Source organism: Advenella kashmirensis W13003, from assembly GCF_000506985.1.
In the GTDB taxonomy this organism is placed as follows: domain Bacteria; phylum Pseudomonadota; class Gammaproteobacteria; order Burkholderiales; family Burkholderiaceae_B; genus Advenella; species Advenella kashmirensis_A.
On sequence record NZ_KI650979.1, the window covers coordinates 1,956,089 to 1,972,907 of the forward strand.

Sequence of the window (16,819 nt, forward strand, 5' to 3'; positions counted from 1 at the left end):
GTGTTAATCGGGGCGCCGGGTCTGTCGGGTGCGGGACCACAGGCAGGCGTATTTGTTGAACACCGATTGCGCCGCCATGACAGAGAGTAAAAATCCGGCCTTGCCATCGAGTATGCCCAGACGCAGAAAGTACGTGCGAATAAAACGCGCGCCGGCGTGCAGGGTAGCGGTGAGCAGGGAACCTTTTTTGCCGGCGGCTTCACGCTGTTCGGCCCAGGCAATAGCGTAGCCGGCTGATTTGCGCAAATGCTCATCGACCGTGGCATAGGTAAAGTGCAGCAGATCGCCCTGCAGTGTTTTCAACTGGGCGCCCGGTGGCAGTACCAGGGATTCATGGACCAGGGCGTCGTTATATCGGGTCAGCGCCCTGGGATGCAGGCGTTCGACGTAACCGGGATACCAGCCGCAATGACGAATGAATTGGCCGAATGCCCAACTGAGTCGGGCGACCTGATACACGGTGTTCGCGGGCGGATCCTGCAGCACGGCATCAATGCTGGCGCGCAATTGCGGGGTGACGCGTTCGTCGGCATCCAGCCACAAAATCCAGTCGGCAGTCACATGGGTTTGCGCGCGCTGGCGCTGCGGCCCGAAGCCGGGCCAGTCGGCGCTGGTATAGAAGGCCTGGGTGTAACGGCGTGCGATCTCTTCTGTCGCATCGGTGCTACCCGAGTCCAGGATGACGATTTCATCTGCCCATCCGGCAACCGAATCCAGGCAGGCGGCTAGATACTGCGCCTCGTTCTTGACGATCAGCGCGACAGCCAGTGTGACGCGGCGAGGGGCGTGGCCGGGCTCAGCAGGCATCGGTGTCCAGACCTTTGATATAACGGAACAGGTTGATCATAACCGCCATTATAACCAGGGCGCTGGCAAAGCCCATGACGTACATTGGTCCGCGTATCTGGTCGATATGAAAGCTGATGGCGACGCAGGCCGCACCGATGCCCTGGCCGAACAGCCGCGTAGTGGCCTGCACTCCGCCGGTGGCGCCGCTGCGCTTGAGCGGCGTGGACATGAGCATGGCCCGGTTATTGGGCGTCTGGAAAAAGCCGAAGCCCATGCCGGCAATGAACATGGGGCCAACGTAATACCACAGGGAAATATCGGCAGGCAACGAAATGAGTGAAATAATGCCGATGGCCATCAGCAATGCGCCGATCCCCGCCAGCAGAGAAGCTTTGAAGTGTCCGCACAGTCGTGCCGACAGCGAGGCAATGACCACGCTGCCCACTGGCCATATCCCAAATAATAAGCCGACTTTTTGCAGCGGAATGCCCAGGTTGTGCTGGTAATAAAAGGGCAGGGCCAGCATTGAAATCATCTGGGCGGTAAAAGTCAGGGCGGAAACGATGACAGCGTATTTGAAAACCGGGTAGCGGAACAGATCGACCGGAACCAGTGGGTTGGTCTGTGGTAGTGAGCGGCGTATCAGAAAAATACCGCAAGCGGCAGCGACCGCCAGCATGGCTAAGCCTCGCCCGGGATTGCGCCCGACCGCGTCAAGCCCGATCAGCAGGATCGCGAATGTAAAAATATTCAGAACCGCGCTCAGGTAATCAAAACGACCCTTGCCGCCTGACGACGCTTCCGGCAGATAACCGGCGGCGTACATGGCAAACAGGCAAATGGGGACCGTGAAGCCGAAGATCCATTGCCAGGGTGCAACCGATAGAATGGCGGCTCCCAGCGAGGGTCCGACCACCGACATGACGCCCACCATCATCGCGTTGATGCTGATACCCGCAGCCAGTTTGTGCGGCGGATAAATATGACGCACCAGTCCGCCGAAAAGACACATCATGGACGAGGCGCCCAGGCCCTGCAGCATGCGCGCGGCCACCAGGCTCTGGAGATTGCCCGAGAGGGCGCACAAAACGGTGGCAATGGTAAACAAGGCCAGCCCCAGCCGGAACATGAACTTGAAACCGACGCGTTCGGCGACTGCGGACAGCGGCAGCAGGGTGGCCATCACGGAAATCGTATAGCCATTGACGATCCAGATAGAGTCGGCTTCGGCTACATTCAGTTCGCGCGAGATGGTCGGCAGGGCGATGTTGGCGATATTGGCATCCAGTACGCTAACGCAGATGGAGCACAGGAGTGCGCCCGCCGCCCAATATCGGGCCGGTGCAGGAAGGCCCGCACTGGTTCGGGTGGGGGCGGCGGGTTTACTGGAGCTTCGGGGGGCGGCCTGATTCATGCCATCAATCTTGTTTCTTGACCGGACGTGTCCAATTTTCGATTGTGGTTTGACGGTTGCGCGAGAGCGTCAGCTGATCTGCGGGCGCGTCTTTTGTCAGGGTGGTGCCCGCACCCAGGGTGGCGCCTTTTTTGACGGTGACCGGCGCGACCAGTTGCGTGTCAGATCCGACGAATACGTCGTCTTCAATGATGGTTTTGAATTTGTTCACGCCGTCATAATTGCAGGTAATGGTACCGGCGCCAATATTAACGCGCTCACCAATCTCGGCATCCCCCAGATAGCTCAGGTGGTTGGCTTTGCTGCCTTCGCCGAGCCGGGTTTTCTTGAGTTCAACGAAATTGCCGACGTGCGCATGCGCAGCCAGTTCTGTGCCGGGGCGCAGTCGGGCATAAGGTCCGATTTTGGTGTTTTCGGCGGCGGTGGCCTGTTCCAGATGGCTGAAGGCCTCGACCTGGGAACCCGCGCCCAGTGTGACGTTGCGCAGTACGCAATGCGGGCCGACGCGCACGCCATCGCCCAGTTTGACGTCGCCTTCGAATACGCAGCCGACATCAATAAAGACGTCGCGGCCACACTCCAGCGTGCCGCGCAGATCGAAACGGGCCGGGTCGGCCAGTGTCACGCCTTGCGTCAGCAGGCGCTGCGCCTGCTCCGCCTGCCAGGCACGCTCCAGTTGCGCCTGTTGTACGCGGCTGTTGACTCCCAGGGTTTCCCAGCTGGCATCGGGCTGAGCGGCATTGACCGGGATATTATCCTGGACCGACAGGCCGATCGTGTCGGTCAGATAGTATTCACCCTGAGCGTTGTTGTTATTGATTCTGGCCAGCCAGTCTTTCAGTTTGGCGGTGGGGGCGGCCAGAATGCCGGTGTTGACTTCGCAGATTTTATGTTCTTCTGCCGTGGCATCTTTGTGTTCGACAATGCTTTGCACCTGACCGCTCGCATTGCGCACGATACGGCCATACCCGGTGGGGTCTTGCAGCGTTTCTGTCAGGACAGCCATGCCACCGGCACGCGCGTCCAGAAGTCGCTTCAGTGTGGCGGGCTGTACCAGCGGCACGTCGCCATACAGAACAATAGTGGTGTCTTCAGGATTATCGCCCCCGACCAGCAGCGGCAGCGCCTGTTGTACCGCGTGGCCTGTACCGTACTGGGGTTGTTGCAGGGCGTATTCAATATCGGCCTGGTCGGCGAAGGCTTTTTTAACTGCCTCGGCGCCGTGGCCGACGACCACAATAATGCGGTCCGGCGACAATTGCCGTGCACTGTCGATGACCTGGGCAAGCATGGGTTTGCCGGCCAGTGTGTGGAGAACCTTGGGCAGATCCGATTGCATGCGTTTGCCCAGACCTGCTGCGAGAATGACGATATTTAACATAGATGGATTGATTTAAAAGTTGAAATAAGTTGAAGTGCGGCAGGAGGAAACGGGATGAACACGTTCGCTTCCCTCTGGCGATACGAGGTCAGGCCGTGCTGCGTCCTGGACTGTTGCGCTTGCTCGCGGAGCGACTGGTGCTGGCAGCAGAGCGCTTGCGTGTGGTGGGTTTGACGGGTTCGCCCGGATCGGCAGGCTCATCGGGCTCGGGGCCGGGTGGCGTTTTGACGGGTGCGGGTTCTTTGTGCATGGCCTGCGTTGCCTGTGTGGCGACCTGGGACAATTGCGTGAACTGGTTCTGCAGCATGTCCCACCAGGCCTGCGCCGCGTGGTTCACCGAGTCGGTCGAAAAGTGATTATCTGCACTGTCGGCTTTGCTGTCTTTTTTGCCTTTAGTGTCTGCGTCCTTTGTCGTATCGGACATGCTCTGGCGTGACGCGTTGTCTGTCGAGGGTTTCTTCAGCCCCAGAATGTCGTCCAGTGAGCGATCGTGATTCTGGGTCTGCAGCGTGTCGACAAATGTTTTGAACGTATGGATGCTGGCACGCTGGATTTCCAGTCCCTGGATGGTGCTTGAAAGCATAGACAGATTCATGGTCAGCCAGCTTTCAATGCTCTTGAGTTCCTGTATGCGCTTGTCCAGATCGTCTGCATTCATGGCGGTGGGCATGGAAAACACTGTGTTGCCTGCATTTTGCACCTGGGCAAACTGTTGCCATGCCTTGTTCATCATGTCCAGACTTTGCATAATGGGATTGGCGGCGCTGCCCTGGCCCAGGCCGGGGCGATCGAACGGGTTGCTGTTTGACATGAGGTTCTCCCTGCGTTTGGGCTAAGCGCGATAGCGCGCGAGCAAAGTTTCGGATGTGCGGCTCACTATGCCTTCCAGTATAACAAGCGCAGCTTCCAGCGTGACTTCACGGTCGTCAATCATTTGAACAACCTGCGCCTGGCTGACAATCCGGATTTCAGAAACTTCGCCGTCCATATTGCGGGGGTTGGCGTCTGGTGACAGGATGCAGTCGCTGACCAGAATGTCTTCGACCTGATAGCCTTCCGGCAGGCGGCGATGCATGCGCAGCAGCGTGCGCAATGGCGTGCGACAGGACAGGGCGTGTTCTTCCAGCCCCGCTTCTTCATATGTTTCACGCAAAAGTGCGTGTTCAAGATTTTCGGCGCCGTTGGCCAGGCCGCCGGCCAGGGTGTCCCACATGCCCGGATCGGTGGCCTTGGTCAGGGCGCGTTTGGCAATATAAAGTTGCAGGTCGGGGGTCCAGGCATTCAGATGGACGGCGTGCGTCAGCAGGCCCAGCGGGCGCATGGCGGCGCGCTCCATTTTTGCCAGGTCCTCGCCTTCTGCGTATACTGTGAGCAACTCATTGCGCCAGGTCTTCAGAAGGCCCGCTTCGCGCAAAATATCTGCAATCTCTGCCAGCATCGGCTCCAGTTCGAAGCGTGGCGTGCCCGGGTCTGCCAGGTGTACTGCCGTTTTGGTGATGCGCACTTCAGGTCGATGGGAAATTGCCTTGAGTGCTTGCGGGGTGATAAATCCCGCCAGTTTGCCGGCGATGGTCAGCGGCAGCGAATATTCCGGCGGCACTTCCTGAATGGATTGCAGGAGTGCGGCATAGAGGGAGGGGATTCGGTTCAAGATTGCATCGACGTCGTATCAAACATGCAACGATTGTATTCGCAAATTCATACGCATGCAGCCTAGCCTCAGTATTTATATGGTTAAATAAGCTATCCTTGACACACATCAAGGCGTCTTCGGTATAATCCTGTACCGCAAAGGGTTATGATGGGTACGTTCACGCGCTTGCCGTCAGCTACGATAATCAAGGCGCGAGATCCGATCAGTTTCATATGAAAAAAGCGGAGCTGCGCACAATAATGAGGTCAACATGAAGAAGTTGCAAGGTTTACTTGGTCTTGGAGCGCTCCTGCCAGCCTGTACGGCATGGGCTGACGTCCAGGATATGCCAGGTGGTCCTAAGGTATTGCAAGTCAATCTGCATAAGGGTGTCACCGAAATAGCCGAAAGTATGTACAGTCTGCACATGATGATGCTCATCATCTGTACCGTCATTTTCGTTGCGGTATTCGGCGTCATGTTCTACTCAATCTGGGCGCACCGCAAATCCAAGGGTTTCAAAGCTTCTACCTTTCACGAGCATATGGGCATTGAAGTGGCCTGGACCGTTGTACCTTTCATTATCGTGATTGCCATGGCACTGCCCGCGACCAAAACCGTGGTTGCCATGAAAGATACCAGTAGCGCCGACATTACTGTCAAGGCAACCGGCTATCAGTGGAAATGGGGTTATGAATATCTGGATGGCAAGGCCAAGGGTATCAATTTCGTTTCGAATATGACAACGCCGTACGATCAAATCGAAGGCGGTGCCGAGAAATCCAATACTTACCTGATGGAAGTGGACAACGAGCTGGTTGTTCCTGCAGGCAAGAAAGTTCGTGTCGTGATTACAGCCGACGATGTTATTCATTCATTTTTTGTACCTGAGCTGGGTGTAAAACAGGACGCCATCCCCGGCTTCCTGCGTGATGCCTGGTTCCGTACCGATAAGGTAGGTATCTACCGCGGCCAGTGTGCCGAGCTGTGTGGCCAAAACCACGCATTTATGCCAATCGTGGTTCGTGTCGTGTCTCCCGAAGATTATGACAAGTGGATTGCCGAGCAGCAGAAAGTGGCAGCAAAATGAACATGACATTCGGAACTTTATATTCGCAATATTGCGCCTGTGATATCTGTAAGCAAGGCAAGCAGCAGGCAAGGAGTCAAAAATGAGTAGCACTGTAGTGGGTCACGCTCCTGATCATCACGGACATGATGACCATCACCACGCCGCGCCGACAGGCTGGCGCCGCTGGCTGTTTGCCACCAATCACAAAGATATCGGTACGATGTACCTGATGTTCTCGTTTTTTGCATTGCTCGAAGGCGGTACGCTTGCGCTGCTGATTCGCGCTGAGTTGTTCGAGCCAGGTGTACAGTTTTTCCAGCCGGATCTGTTCAACCAGTTCACGACAATGCACGGCCTGATCATGATTTTCGGCGCTATCATGCCGGCACTGGTCGGTTTTGCCAACTATATGATTCCGCTGCAAATCGGTGCTTCCGATATGGCTTTCGCACGGATGAATAACTTCAGCTTCTGGTTGCTGCCTGTTGGCGCCATTTTGCTGACGGCGTCGTTCTTTGTGCCAGGCGGGGCAACCGCAGCCGGCTGGACGCTGTATGCACCTCTGTCCCTGCAAATGGGTCCTGGTATGGACATGGCCATTTTTGCCGTGCATATTCTGGGTGCCTCATCCATTATGGGCGCGATCAATATTATCGTGACCATTCTGAATATGCGTGCGCCTGGCATGACGCTGATGAAAATGCCTTTGTTCTGCTGGACATGGCTGATCACTGCTTTCCTGTTGATCGCTGTGATGCCGGTATTGGCTGCTGCCGTGACCATGCTGCTGACTGACCGTCATTTCGGTACCGGCTTTTTCAATGCCGCTGCCGGTGGCGACCCGGTTCTGTATCAGCACGTTTTCTGGTTCTTCGGGCACCCTGAAGTGTATATTATGATTCTGCCGGCCTTCGGTATCGTGTCGGCGATCATTCCAACCTTCTCGCGCAAGCGCCTGTTCGGCTACGCCTCCATGGTGTATGCGACTGCCGCGATTGCCGTGCTGTCCTTCATTGTGTGGGCACACCACATGTTCGCGACCGGCATGCCGGTAACAGGCCAGCTGTACTTTATGTACGCAACCATGCTCATTTCCATTCCGACCGGCGTGAAAGTGTTCAACTGGGTTGCAACAATGTGGCGTGGTTCGCTGACATTTGAAACCCCCATGCTGTTTTCCATCGGCTTTATTTTCGTGTTCACCATCGGTGGCTTTACCGGTCTGATTCTGGCCATGGCGCCAATCGATATCGCCGTACACGATACGTATTATGTTGTTGCGCACTTCCACTACGTGCTGGTTGCAGGTTCGCTGTTTGCCCTGTTTGCCGGTACCTATTACTGGCTGCCAAAATGGACCGGCCGCATGTACAACGAGAAGCTGGGCAAGATCCACTTCTGGTCTACCATGCTGTCGTTCAACGTGACGTTCTTCCCAATGCACTTTCTGGGTCTGGCCGGTATGCCGCGTCGCTATGTTGACTACGCTCCACAATTTACTGACTTCCATCAGATTGCCACAATCGGCGCCTTCTGGTTCGGTATCTCGCAACTGTTGTTCCTGTATATTGTTGTCAAGACCTATCGTGGCGCTGGTGAAACGGCAACGGCCCAGGTGTGGGAAGGTGCAGAGGGCCTGGAGTGGACATTGCCATCACCGCTGCCGTTCCACACTTTTGAAACACCGCCTGTTGTCAAGTAACTTCACGTGATGACACCAGAGCAAAAACGTAAAAACAGGATAGTGGGACTCGTCCTGGTGGTATTGGTTCTTGCCATCTTCCTGTGGGCGATTTTCGGTCATGTTCTGTCAGCAGCCTGATCGCTGCTGACATTCGGGACGGGGGGTGCAATGAGTGACGATTTACGGGATCTGTCAAAAAGAAAGCTCAATTTCTTCCAGACAATGAAAGCAGTTTTGTGGGGCCTGTTCGGCGTACGTCGTGGTTCAGGCTACCAGGATGATATTTCCCGGCTCAATCCGGTGCATCTGATTCTGGGCGGCATTATTGCGACAGTCGTATTTATTATTTTATTGGTGATGGTGGCGCGCTGGGCAATAACCAGCCTCACCTAGTTGTTGAAAGCGTTCCATGAGGGAGAACATTATGAGTGCGAGCCACTCGGTTCAGGTAAATGAAGCACCGTATTATTACGTGCCGGCCGATTCGGCCCATCCGGTAAAGACAAGTCTCACAATGCTGATCATTCTGATCGGCGCGGTGACCTGGATTAACCATGTTCCTTACGGCCAGTATATTCTTCTGGTCGGACTGCTAGCCCTGTTCATCAATCTGTACCAGTGGTTTGGCGATGCCATCCGCGAGTCCGAGACCGGCATGAACAGCAAGCGCGTCGATCTGTCCTACCGCTGGAGCATGGGCTGGTTCATCTTTTCTGAAGTCATGTTCTTTGCCGCCTTCTTCGGGTCGCTGTGGTATGCCCGCGAGGTGACCACCCCCTGGCTGAGCGACATGGATCACCAATTGCTGTTGTGGCCCGGCTTTACCGGCACATGGCCCAATCTCGGCCCTGCCGGCATTGTGAGTCACTTTGAGACCATCGGTCCTTTCTGGTTGCCCACGATCAATACACTGTTGCTGCTGTCGTCCGGCCTGACCCTGACGCTGTCTCACCATGCGTTACGAGCCAATCATCGTAAAAGCACTATTTTCTGGCTGTTCGTCACTGTTGTCCTGGGCTTCACATTTGTGTTTTTCCAGGCCGAGGAATACATTCACGCTTATACCGAATTGAATCTGCGTTTTGATTCCGGTATTTACGGTTCGCTGTTTTTCATGCTTACCGGTTTCCACGGTTTTCACGTGATTCTCGGCGCAACGATGCTGACTGTCATTTTGATCCGCCTGCTGCGCGGTCACTTCACCGCCGATCATCACTTCGGTTTTGAAGGCGCTGCCTGGTACTGGCACTTTGTTGACGTGGTCTGGCTGGGTCTGTATCTGTTCGTATACTGGTTCTGATCAACGGTTCCGGTAGGTGTAAGGCAAAAGGGTCGGAACACCGGCCCTTTGCTGTTTCAGCATAACGGGTGCTGTTACAGCAATTTGGGGTGATGGGCGGTATGATGAGAGGATATCGGACGGGTACCGTGTACCCGGAAAAGCTGGATCCCGCTTCGTGGCTCAGGGAGTTCAGCGGGTGACCTGATGAATGCCTGTGCTTTCGATCCAGCCCATGTGATGGGCGAACAGGACAAAAAGAAACAGCGCAATAGACAGCCCGATACGCACCGTGAGTGCGTTGACAGTGCGGCTGGTCGTGCCTTTGTCGCGCATAAGGTAGAAAAAGGCGGATGCCAGACTGCCTATGATGACCACAAAGACAAGTCCGATAATAATGCGCATGGCTAAACTCCTGACTGGAATAGAATATTGTAGTAATGAAACGGAAATTAATAAACTGGAAAACGGTAACGATGCTGATTCTGCTGGCATTGATGACTGTGATTTTCGTTTCTCTGGGACGCTGGCAGCTGCAACGGGCCGATGAGCGCCGTGAGACTGCACAGCGTATCGAGAGCGGCAAGGCGTTGCCGCCGCTGACTATCGATAAACACCTGCCGACAGCCGATATTGTGGCATGGCGTCCCGCAACCATGGCAGGGCACTGGCTGGGTGCTTTTACCGTGCTGGTCAACCGCAATCAGGATGGTCGCCCGGGTTATTGGCTGGCAACCCCCATGTTGTTGGATGAACAGACCCGCGATGCCGTGCTGGTGCTGCGAGGATGGTTCCCCCAGGTGCTCAAACCCGCTGCCATGCCCGATTTTCCGCTGCCTGAAGGGATCCAGAAGATAAGCGGGGAAATGGCCTTGCGGGTGCCCCGTCTGTTTGAGCTCTGGCATTTCGGCGGCGAGGCAGTTGCGCAGTTGCCTGCACAGATTCCCCAAAGCAGCGGACCGCTGCCGCAGGTACAGAATCTGGACCTGAACGAGTTTGGCAAGGCCAGTGGCTTGCATATGCTGCCACTGGTACTCATGCAGACGGGTGCTTCTACCGAAGGACTGGTCCGCAATTGGCCGCATCCCTCGATTGATGCGGACAAGAATATTGGCTACGCAATGCAGTGGTTCGCTTTTGCAACCATCGCTGCGCTGGCCCTGTTGACGAGCCTGATCCGGCTGCGTCTGAAAAGGAAAAAGGAATCACCTTCATCATGAATACGACCCGCCCATCACCGTCCGGGAGCCCGGCGCAGCCTGGCGCGACACGCTCCAATATGCCGCTGTATTTAATTATTCTCAGTTGCATTGTACCCATTCTGGCTGCCGCGCTGCTGTATTACGTTCCCTCTCTGCGGCCTGAAGGTTCGACCAACTATGGCGCGTTCGTTCAGCCTCAACGCCCTTTGCCTTCGTCCGATAGTCTGCGCCTGACCACGCTGGACGGTCAGCCTTTTGATTTGACCAGCCTGCGCGGTAAATGGCTGCTGCTGACCTCCGATGGCGGTGCCTGCCCCGATTCCTGCGCCCGCAAGCTGCATTTCACCCGCAATGGCCACGCCAGCCAGGGCAAGAATGTCGGTCGTATTCAACGGGTGTGGTTTGTGACCGACGATCAGCCCATCCCGGAAAAAGTCATGGAGGCATACAAAGGTACGGTCATGCTGCGCGCAGATCCCAAGGCGCTGAGCGAATTTTTGCTGGATGATGCAGAGCGCGTGGGTGATGCGGTGGCGCTTGAAAAGAAGATGGACTCCTATTTGTGGATTGTGGATCCCAATGGCAACCTGATTATGCATTATCCTGGCAACCAGTCAGATCCGGTGCGATTCCGCGATGATCTGGCCAAGCTGCTGCATGCTTCCTCTATTGGCTGACCGGCATGAATACGGTATCTGAACGCATCCGCACCCGCTATCGAAGACTGGTTTTCCTGACCTGGTTCTTTACGCTGGACCTGATCATGTTCGGTGCGTTTGTGCGGCTGACCGATTCCGGCCTGGGTTGTCCCGACTGGCCGGGTTGTTATGGCAAGGCCAGCCCTTTCGGCGCTTCCGAGCATATTGCAAATGCAATGGAACAGCAGCCTTTCGGCCCTGTTTCCACTTCCAAGGCCTGGATCGAGATGATTCATCGCTATTGGGGCAGCCTGCTGGGGCTGATGATCATCGCAATCGTGTACATGGCCTGGCGCTACCGCCGGGAGCTGGGCAGGTCACCCATGCTGGCGACCACAACCCTGGTAGCCGTCTGCCTGCAGGGCGCGTTCGGTGCCTGGACTGTTACGCACAAACTGATGCCGCTGGTGGTGACCACGCATCTGGTGTTGGGCATGCTGCTGCTGGGTATGATGACCTGGCTGGCCGCTCGTGAAAAACCGCATGCAGGCATTGCCGCAAGGGCACGCAAGTGGCAGCCGTGGATGGCGCTGGGTTTTGTGATTCTGATCGTGCAGCTCTTTCTGGGCGGATGGGTCAGCACCAATTATGCGGCCCTGGCCTGCATGGATTTTCCGACTTGCCACGGCGCCTGGGTGCCTGAAATGGATTATCAGGGTGGGTACTCGCTGGTACGTGCGCTGGGTGAGTTGCCGACCGGGGAAATTATTTCCCAGGAAGCGCTGACCGCGATACACTGGACCCATCGCAACTTCGCGTTTTTTGTTTTTGTCTTTCTGTTTGTGCTGGCGCTTGTTGCGCGCCGGGAATCGGGTCTTAGGGGGCCGGCTCATTTGTTGATCGGATTGCTGATCGTGCAGGTGCTGACCGGACTGACAACCATTTTCTTTCAATGGCCGCTGCTGATCGCGGTATTGCACACGGGTGGCGCTGCCGGGCTCACAATAGCCTGCGTAACGTTGCTGGTGCGCATGTCCCGCGGTGGCAAGGGGTCGTTCCTGCCATTATGACAATTGCTATTCATCCCGAGGCCGGATTGCTGCGGCAATATCTGGTCCTGACCAAGCCGCGTGTGACGCAGTTGGCTGTGTTTTGTGCGGTCATCGGCATGTTCCTGGCGTCACCGGGCGTGCCGCCGCTGCAAACGCTGGTGGCAGCGACCATTGGTATCTGGCTGCTGGCCGCAGCGGCGTTTGCAATCAATTGTCTGATTGAATTCGAGATCGATGCGCGCATGTTGCGCACGGCCCGTCGGCCGACCGCCAAAGGCACGATCACGCCGCTGCAGGTGATCGTAATGTCGGGCGTGGTGGGCGGCCTGGGCATGCTGGTTCTGTATCATCTGGTGAACCCGCTGACCATGTGGCTGACTTTTGCTACCTTTATTGGCTATGCACTGATTTATACCATCGTACTCAAGCCGCGTACACCGCAAAATATTGTGATTGGCGGTTTGTCCGGCGCCATGCCGCCTGCACTGGGCTGGGCCGCCGTGGCCAATGCAGTGCCCGCGGAAGCCTGGTTGCTGGTGCTGATTATTTTTGTGTGGACGCCCCCTCATTTCTGGGCGCTGGCGCTGTACCGCGAACACGATTATCGCAACGCGGGGCTGCCCATGTTGCCGGTCACGCATGGCAAGGATTTCACCCGCCTGCATATTCTGTTGTATACGTTCATGCTGCTGGTCATCACGATTTTGCCCTTTGTCATTCGCATGAGCGGCTATGTCTATCTGGCCAGCGCGCTAGTACTGGGTGCCATTTTCATCGGCTATGCCTGGAAACTGTATCAGGCCTACAGCGATGCGCTGGCCCGCAGGACCTTCCGCTATTCAATTCTGTATCTGGCCCTGCTGTTCGTGGCGCTGCTGGTCGACCACTGGATACTGATGTCCGGCCTGTTTGCCTAGTCTGATGAGATGGCAGCGTGCCGGGCTGATAACCGAAAAGCGTGTTGCCGATGCTGAAAGTGCTACGATTTGTGACGAATCGGATCATGTGATCGAAACGTCTGTTTACTGGAGTGAATCATGAAGTTGTATCGGCCATTGCAATGCGCGACCCGCACTATCCTTGCTGTCACCCTGGCAGCCGCGTTGGCGGCGTGCGATAACAGCGCATCTGACAGCGTAAACGCAGCCACGCCCGCCAATGCCGGGTCCGGCAACGCGAGTTCCGCTGCCTCGGGCGTGAGCGCTGCGGTGGGTGGATTCAAAGGGACCGATATCACAGGTACAGGGTTTGGCAAGAACATTGAACTGGTGGACCAGGACGGCAAACCTGTCACGCTGCTTGATGCCTATCGCGGTAAAGTCATGGTGGTGTTCTTTGGCTTTACCCAATGTCCGGATGTGTGTCCGACGACCATGGCCGAATTGGCACAGGTCAAGGAAAAACTCACGCCCGAGCAGCGCGACCGGGTTCAGGTCATCATGGTCAGTATTGACCCCCAGCGCGATACGCCTGCCGTGCTCAAGCAATATGTGCACGCGTTTGATCCGTCGTTTGTTGGCCTGACCGGTTCGGACGAGCAGATTGCCAAGGTGGCTTCATCCTTTAAGGCCTATTACAAGAAAGTTGAAAGCGGCGACAGCTACACCATGGAGCACAGTTCGGGCCTGTATGTGCTGGATACACAGGGCGAATCCCGGCTGCTGGTCAAGCCCAATACGCCGCCAGAAGACATTGCTGCCGATATTCAGAAACTGCTGTAACGCATGAACAGGGCCGGGGTGACCGGCCCTTTTTAATTCTGTGCCGTTATGATCGAAGTGGGTCCAGATTCGGGCTCGGGTTCGGTGTCGGGCGGTAACGGCCCGACCAGTTGCACAGGTCCATGCGCCTCACTTTCCGAGCGCGAGGAAATATCTCCCGGCGCCGCAGCTGTTTCGGATTCATCCACGCCATTGGATGCGCCGGTTTTGGCCGCATATTGTTCCCATACCTCCAGGGCGCGCAGCCGTTGCTTGACCACCTGGTCAATCTTTTCTTTGATATGCGGGAATTTGGTCATCAGCGCCTGAAAGTCGCGTGCCTGCAAAAACAGCAGTTTCGAGTAGCCCATGGAGCGCACGCTTTGCGTCAGGGATTTGTCGGTCAGCATGCTGAGTTCGCCCAGCATTTCGCCGGATCCCAGCTCAACGCGCGAGGAATCAGGCAGGGTAATGGTGACCGCGCCCGAGGCCACAAAAAACATGACTTTATGACCATATCTGTCGGTTTGTGGCACCGTCTGGTTCGGCAGCATCAGTCGGGGTCTGAGCAGTTTGCTCAGCCGCGTCAGAGCCGTGTCGTCCATGTCCTGAAACAGGGGAACACGCTTGACCAGCTCTTTGGCACTGAGCGAAACGTCCAGGCTTGGATGGCGAAACAATGACTCCCAGCGCATATTGACCTGTGCAATCAGGTCCTTATACACCTCTTTGGTAATCAGTGACTGTTCGAGCATTTCGTTATAGCGGGTGACTTCAAGGGAACGGGCAATGCGCGCCAGATAATCCTCCTGGGTCCAGTGGGCATACACAGGGTAGGTCAGGTTCAGGGCGCTCAGCGCGTTGTCGATGGTGTGCAGGCGCGCCACCAGGATGCGTTCTGCCTTGCCTGCGATTTCTTCTCCAAGCAACCGTTTCAGATCGTCTTTGCAGAACCGCACCAGTTGGCTGACCACCGAGTGTTTGCTGATAAGCTTGATAATACGCTGTGACAGTTCATGGGCCAGCCAGGGGTTGAAATTGAAGTTGGTCTGCAGGCGCAGGGCGATTTTGAACGACGGTGTGTAGCGAATGTCCTTGCGCAGGGCCCGTGCGTAGGCCCGGGCGCCGCCGGCACGGGCTGCATCGCCCAGGTTTTCTGCATTGGACAGCAATGTCTGGGCGGCCTGCCAGGGAATCAACTGTTTCTTGAGGGAGTCAAAAAACAGCTCTTCTTCCCGATTGGAAATAATGGCCAGGGCGACAGACAGCCGGTCGGCCTTGCTCAGGTAATCGGTCTTGTCCTGCTGGATCGCAGCCATCCCTTTTTCAAAGATGGCATCAACCTGTTGCTTTGCCGTGGTTTCTACTTTGAGTAATCCGGCCAGTTCGTCGGTCTGTTCCTTGACGTCATCCAGGGCGACTACCAGTGCCTGATTACGTAGACCTTGCTCCACCGGGCTTAACTGGTCCAGGCCCAGCCGGGAAATCAGGGGCCGCAGCGTCAGGCCATTGATCAGCAGGGTGGACAGCACGTAGCAGGTGGTGGCCGCGGCCACGAAATGGCGTACGTCTTCCGGAATGGCGGTCTGCTCGGTTACGGCCAGGGCCAGAGCCAGCGAGATGGCGCCGCGCAGGCCGCCCCAGCACATAACGGCACGAAAGGGCCGGCTCACGTAGGTGGACATCTTCAACAGGGATAACAGCGGAATCACGCCAAAAACCACCACGGCGCGCGCTGCCAGCGTGGTGATAAAGAGCAAAACGATCAGCAGTCCCTGTTTGAAGTCCAGATCGACCACCAGGCGGGGAATCAGCATGGCGGCCAATATGAAAATCAGTGAATTGGCCCAGAAACCGAATTGCTCCCAGGAGTGGCCGAGTTGTTCGAAAGTTGAGGGCGACATGCGGGTGCGTCCTGCGGATCCCACAACCAGCCCGGCGACCACGGTAGCGACCACGCCGGATACGTGGAAATAATGCTCCGAGATGAAAAACGTCAGGTATGCAGTGCAGATGGTCAGGCTGATTTCGGCAGTCGGCCAGCCGCGCATGTAGTGGAAGAGCCGACAGGTAATATGCCCGAATACGAAGCCGATTGCGCCGCCGATCAGGAAACTGTACAGAAAATGGCTGGCGATGCTCTCAATGCTGAGCGGCGCTTCGCGGGTGATCACCGAAATGAAGACGGTATACAGGGCAATGGCTGCCGCGTCGTTCAACAGCGATTCGCCTTCGACCAGGGTCGTCAGTCGCTTGGGTGCGCCTACCTCCCGGAAAATACCCACAACGGCGACTGGATCAGTGGTGGCGACAATAGCCCCCAGGAGCAGGCAGACAGCCAGGCTGTAACCGGAGAACTCGGCCATAATCAGGCCAACGCTGACGGTGCAAACCAGCACCGCCACAATCGCCATGGTCAGGATCGGACTGATATCGACCATAATACGCCGCACATTCATGGCCATCGAAGTCTCAAAGAGCAGGATGGGCAGGAAAACGATCAGGAATGTCTGCGAGGAAATCGTGAAGCCGTGCAAGGCATGAAGGAAGTCACCAATGAACGGAAGATGAACGCCATTGGCTTGCACGATCAGGCCGAGGGCGCCTCCCAGGATGGCCAGCATGACGGTATGCGGCAATCCCAGACGACTGGCCAGCGACGGCATGAAGCAGGCGATGGTCAGCAATCCGGCCAGGCCAAAGACGAAATATTGAATTTCCATGCGTGAGCGTTTTGTAAGGCGACGGAAATTAACTATACCGGATATGTTTTTACGTAAGCTGTTATTGTGCGACAGGCAAAAAAAAAAGGTGCTTCGAGTGGAAGCACCCTTAACATCCGTTTCAAAGGGGAGGGGAAAGAGGAGAAGCAGAAACGGACGGATCCGGACATGTGTCTAGGACAGGCATGAGCGAATCATAAGAGTTAGTCCACTGCGGTGCGCCGAAGTTCCGGCAGTTCGATGCCGGATATT

Annotated in this window: 16 protein-coding genes and 1 pseudogene; 10 read left to right on the forward strand and 7 right to left on the reverse strand. The window is 56.2% G+C overall.

Features of this window, described 5'->3' with window-relative positions; genetic code table 11:
* Positions 1 to 3: 3 nt before the first annotated feature.
* From W822_RS32895 to W822_RS32910, 5 genes are all read right to left on the reverse strand, one after another.
* On the reverse strand, positions 4 to 807 hold the full coding sequence (locus tag W822_RS32895) for a glycosyltransferase family 2 protein (protein WP_024004870.1): 804 nt from the start codon (positions 805 to 807) through the stop codon (positions 4 to 6).
* Positions 797 to 2,203 carry an MFS transporter gene (locus W822_RS32900; RefSeq protein ID WP_031242547.1) on the reverse strand — a complete coding sequence of 469 codons (1,407 nt, stop codon included), beginning with the start codon at positions 2,201 to 2,203 and terminating at the stop codon, positions 797 to 799. The genes W822_RS32895 and W822_RS32900 overlap by 11 nt, the downstream gene beginning before the upstream one ends.
* A 4-nt stretch (positions 2,204 to 2,207) precedes the next feature.
* Positions 2,208 to 3,584, reverse strand: coding sequence for a bifunctional UDP-N-acetylglucosamine diphosphorylase/glucosamine-1-phosphate N-acetyltransferase GlmU (gene glmU, locus W822_RS32905; RefSeq protein ID WP_024004872.1), 1,377 nt, complete (start codon positions 3,582 to 3,584; stop codon positions 2,208 to 2,210).
* Between the two features lie 88 nt (positions 3,585 to 3,672).
* On the reverse strand, positions 3,673 to 4,395 hold the full coding sequence (locus tag W822_RS0123485; RefSeq protein ID WP_024004873.1) for a PhaM family polyhydroxyalkanoate granule multifunctional regulatory protein: 723 nt from the start codon (positions 4,393 to 4,395) through the stop codon (positions 3,673 to 3,675).
* Positions 4,396 to 4,416: 21 nt separating this feature from the next.
* The gene (locus tag W822_RS32910; protein ID WP_051401654.1) at positions 4,417 to 5,235 is read right to left on the reverse strand and encodes an NUDIX hydrolase; all 819 of its coding nucleotides are present in this window, start codon (positions 5,233 to 5,235) and stop codon (positions 4,417 to 4,419) included.
* A 253-nt stretch (positions 5,236 to 5,488) separates the two neighbouring features.
* Here W822_RS32910 and coxB point away from each other — a divergent pair.
* The 5 genes and pseudogenes from coxB to W822_RS32930 form a co-directional block, all read left to right on the forward strand.
* Positions 5,489 to 6,301 (forward strand): annotated as a pseudogene (gene coxB / locus W822_RS32915) (cytochrome c oxidase subunit II); the annotation flags it as partial.
* An 88-nt stretch (positions 6,302 to 6,389) separates the two neighbouring features.
* Positions 6,390 to 7,991 carry a cytochrome c oxidase subunit I gene (ctaD, locus tag W822_RS32920; RefSeq protein ID WP_024004876.1) on the forward strand — a complete coding sequence of 534 codons (1,602 nt, stop codon included), beginning with the start codon at positions 6,390 to 6,392 and terminating at the stop codon, positions 7,989 to 7,991.
* A gap of 9 nt (positions 7,992 to 8,000) precedes the next feature.
* Positions 8,001 to 8,111, forward strand: a complete 111-nt coding sequence (locus W822_RS46845) for a cytochrome oxidase small assembly protein (RefSeq protein WP_437177143.1) — start codon at positions 8,001 to 8,003, stop codon at positions 8,109 to 8,111.
* Between the two features lie 30 nt (positions 8,112 to 8,141).
* Complete coding sequence (locus tag W822_RS32925; RefSeq protein WP_024004877.1) at positions 8,142 to 8,366, forward strand: DUF2970 domain-containing protein; 225 nt, start codon at positions 8,142 to 8,144, stop codon at positions 8,364 to 8,366.
* A 31-nt stretch (positions 8,367 to 8,397) separates the two neighbouring features.
* Positions 8,398 to 9,273 carry a cytochrome c oxidase subunit 3 gene (locus W822_RS32930; protein WP_024004878.1) on the forward strand — a complete coding sequence of 292 codons (876 nt, stop codon included), beginning with the start codon at positions 8,398 to 8,400 and terminating at the stop codon, positions 9,271 to 9,273.
* Between the two features lie 171 nt (positions 9,274 to 9,444).
* Here W822_RS32930 and W822_RS32935 read toward each other — a convergent pair whose 3' ends face one another.
* Positions 9,445 to 9,657: a twin transmembrane helix small protein gene (locus W822_RS32935; protein ID WP_024004879.1), complete on the reverse strand. Its 213-nt coding sequence runs from the start codon at positions 9,655 to 9,657 to the stop codon at positions 9,445 to 9,447.
* Positions 9,658 to 9,692: 35 nt separating this feature from the next.
* On the opposite strand from W822_RS32935, the gene W822_RS32940 reads away from it, so the two are divergent.
* From W822_RS32940 to W822_RS32960, 5 genes are all read left to right on the forward strand, one after another.
* Positions 9,693 to 10,472: an SURF1 family protein gene (locus W822_RS32940; protein WP_024004880.1), complete on the forward strand. Its 780-nt coding sequence runs from the start codon at positions 9,693 to 9,695 to the stop codon at positions 10,470 to 10,472.
* A complete protein-coding gene (locus W822_RS32945; protein ID WP_031242553.1) occupies positions 10,469 to 11,131 on the forward strand; it encodes an SCO family protein in 663 nt (220 codons plus the stop codon). Before W822_RS32940 ends, W822_RS32945 begins: the two co-directional genes overlap by 4 nt.
* A 5-nt stretch (positions 11,132 to 11,136) precedes the next feature.
* The gene (locus W822_RS32950; protein WP_031242554.1) at positions 11,137 to 12,162 is read left to right on the forward strand and encodes a COX15/CtaA family protein; all 1,026 of its coding nucleotides are present in this window, start codon (positions 11,137 to 11,139) and stop codon (positions 12,160 to 12,162) included.
* On the forward strand, positions 12,159 to 13,061 hold the full coding sequence (cyoE, locus tag W822_RS32955) for a heme o synthase (protein WP_024004883.1): 903 nt from the start codon (positions 12,159 to 12,161) through the stop codon (positions 13,059 to 13,061). Before W822_RS32950 ends, cyoE begins: the two co-directional genes overlap by 4 nt.
* Positions 13,062 to 13,181: 120 nt before the next feature.
* Positions 13,182 to 13,865 (forward strand): SCO family protein, encoded by a 684-nt coding sequence (locus W822_RS32960; protein WP_024004885.1) that lies wholly within the window; start codon positions 13,182 to 13,184, stop codon positions 13,863 to 13,865.
* Between the two features lie 32 nt (positions 13,866 to 13,897).
* Here the strand turns inward: W822_RS32960 and W822_RS32965 are convergent, their stop codons facing one another.
* On the reverse strand, positions 13,898 to 16,567 hold the full coding sequence (locus W822_RS32965; protein WP_024004886.1) for a cation:proton antiporter: 2,670 nt from the start codon (positions 16,565 to 16,567) through the stop codon (positions 13,898 to 13,900).
* Between the last annotated feature and the right edge of the window lie 252 nt (positions 16,568 to 16,819).

What these genes read in the sequence shown, in the direction of transcription:
- W822_RS32895 (WP_024004870.1), bottom strand. Translation starts at nt 807, where the DNA reads ATGCCTGCTGAGCCCGGCCACGCCCCTCGCCGCGTCACACTGGCTGTC.
- W822_RS32900 (WP_031242547.1), bottom strand. Translation starts at nt 2,203, where the DNA reads ATGAATCAGGCCGCCCCCCGAAGCTCCAGTAAACCCGCCGCCCCCACC.
- glmU (WP_024004872.1), bottom strand. Translation starts at nt 3,584, where the DNA reads ATGTTAAATATCGTCATTCTCGCAGCAGGTCTGGGCAAACGCATGCAA.
- W822_RS0123485 (WP_024004873.1), bottom strand. Translation starts at nt 4,395, where the DNA reads ATGTCAAACAGCAACCCGTTCGATCGCCCCGGCCTGGGCCAGGGCAGC.
- ctaD (WP_024004876.1), top strand. Translation starts at nt 6,390, where the DNA reads ATGAGTAGCACTGTAGTGGGTCACGCTCCTGATCATCACGGACATGAT.
- W822_RS46845 (WP_437177143.1), top strand. Translation starts at nt 8,001, where the DNA reads ATGACACCAGAGCAAAAACGTAAAAACAGGATAGTGGGACTCGTCCTG.
- W822_RS32925 (WP_024004877.1), top strand. Translation starts at nt 8,142, where the DNA reads ATGAGTGACGATTTACGGGATCTGTCAAAAAGAAAGCTCAATTTCTTC.
- W822_RS32930 (WP_024004878.1), top strand. Translation starts at nt 8,398, where the DNA reads ATGAGTGCGAGCCACTCGGTTCAGGTAAATGAAGCACCGTATTATTAC.
- W822_RS32935 (WP_024004879.1), bottom strand. Translation starts at nt 9,657, where the DNA reads ATGCGCATTATTATCGGACTTGTCTTTGTGGTCATCATAGGCAGTCTG.
- W822_RS32940 (WP_024004880.1), top strand. Translation starts at nt 9,693, where the DNA reads ATGAAACGGAAATTAATAAACTGGAAAACGGTAACGATGCTGATTCTG.
- W822_RS32945 (WP_031242553.1), top strand. Translation starts at nt 10,469, where the DNA reads ATGAATACGACCCGCCCATCACCGTCCGGGAGCCCGGCGCAGCCTGGC.
- W822_RS32950 (WP_031242554.1), top strand. Translation starts at nt 11,137, where the DNA reads ATGAATACGGTATCTGAACGCATCCGCACCCGCTATCGAAGACTGGTT.
- cyoE (WP_024004883.1), top strand. Translation starts at nt 12,159, where the DNA reads ATGACAATTGCTATTCATCCCGAGGCCGGATTGCTGCGGCAATATCTG.
- W822_RS32960 (WP_024004885.1), top strand. Translation starts at nt 13,182, where the DNA reads ATGAAGTTGTATCGGCCATTGCAATGCGCGACCCGCACTATCCTTGCT.
- W822_RS32965 (WP_024004886.1), bottom strand. Translation starts at nt 16,567, where the DNA reads ATGGAAATTCAATATTTCGTCTTTGGCCTGGCCGGATTGCTGACCATC.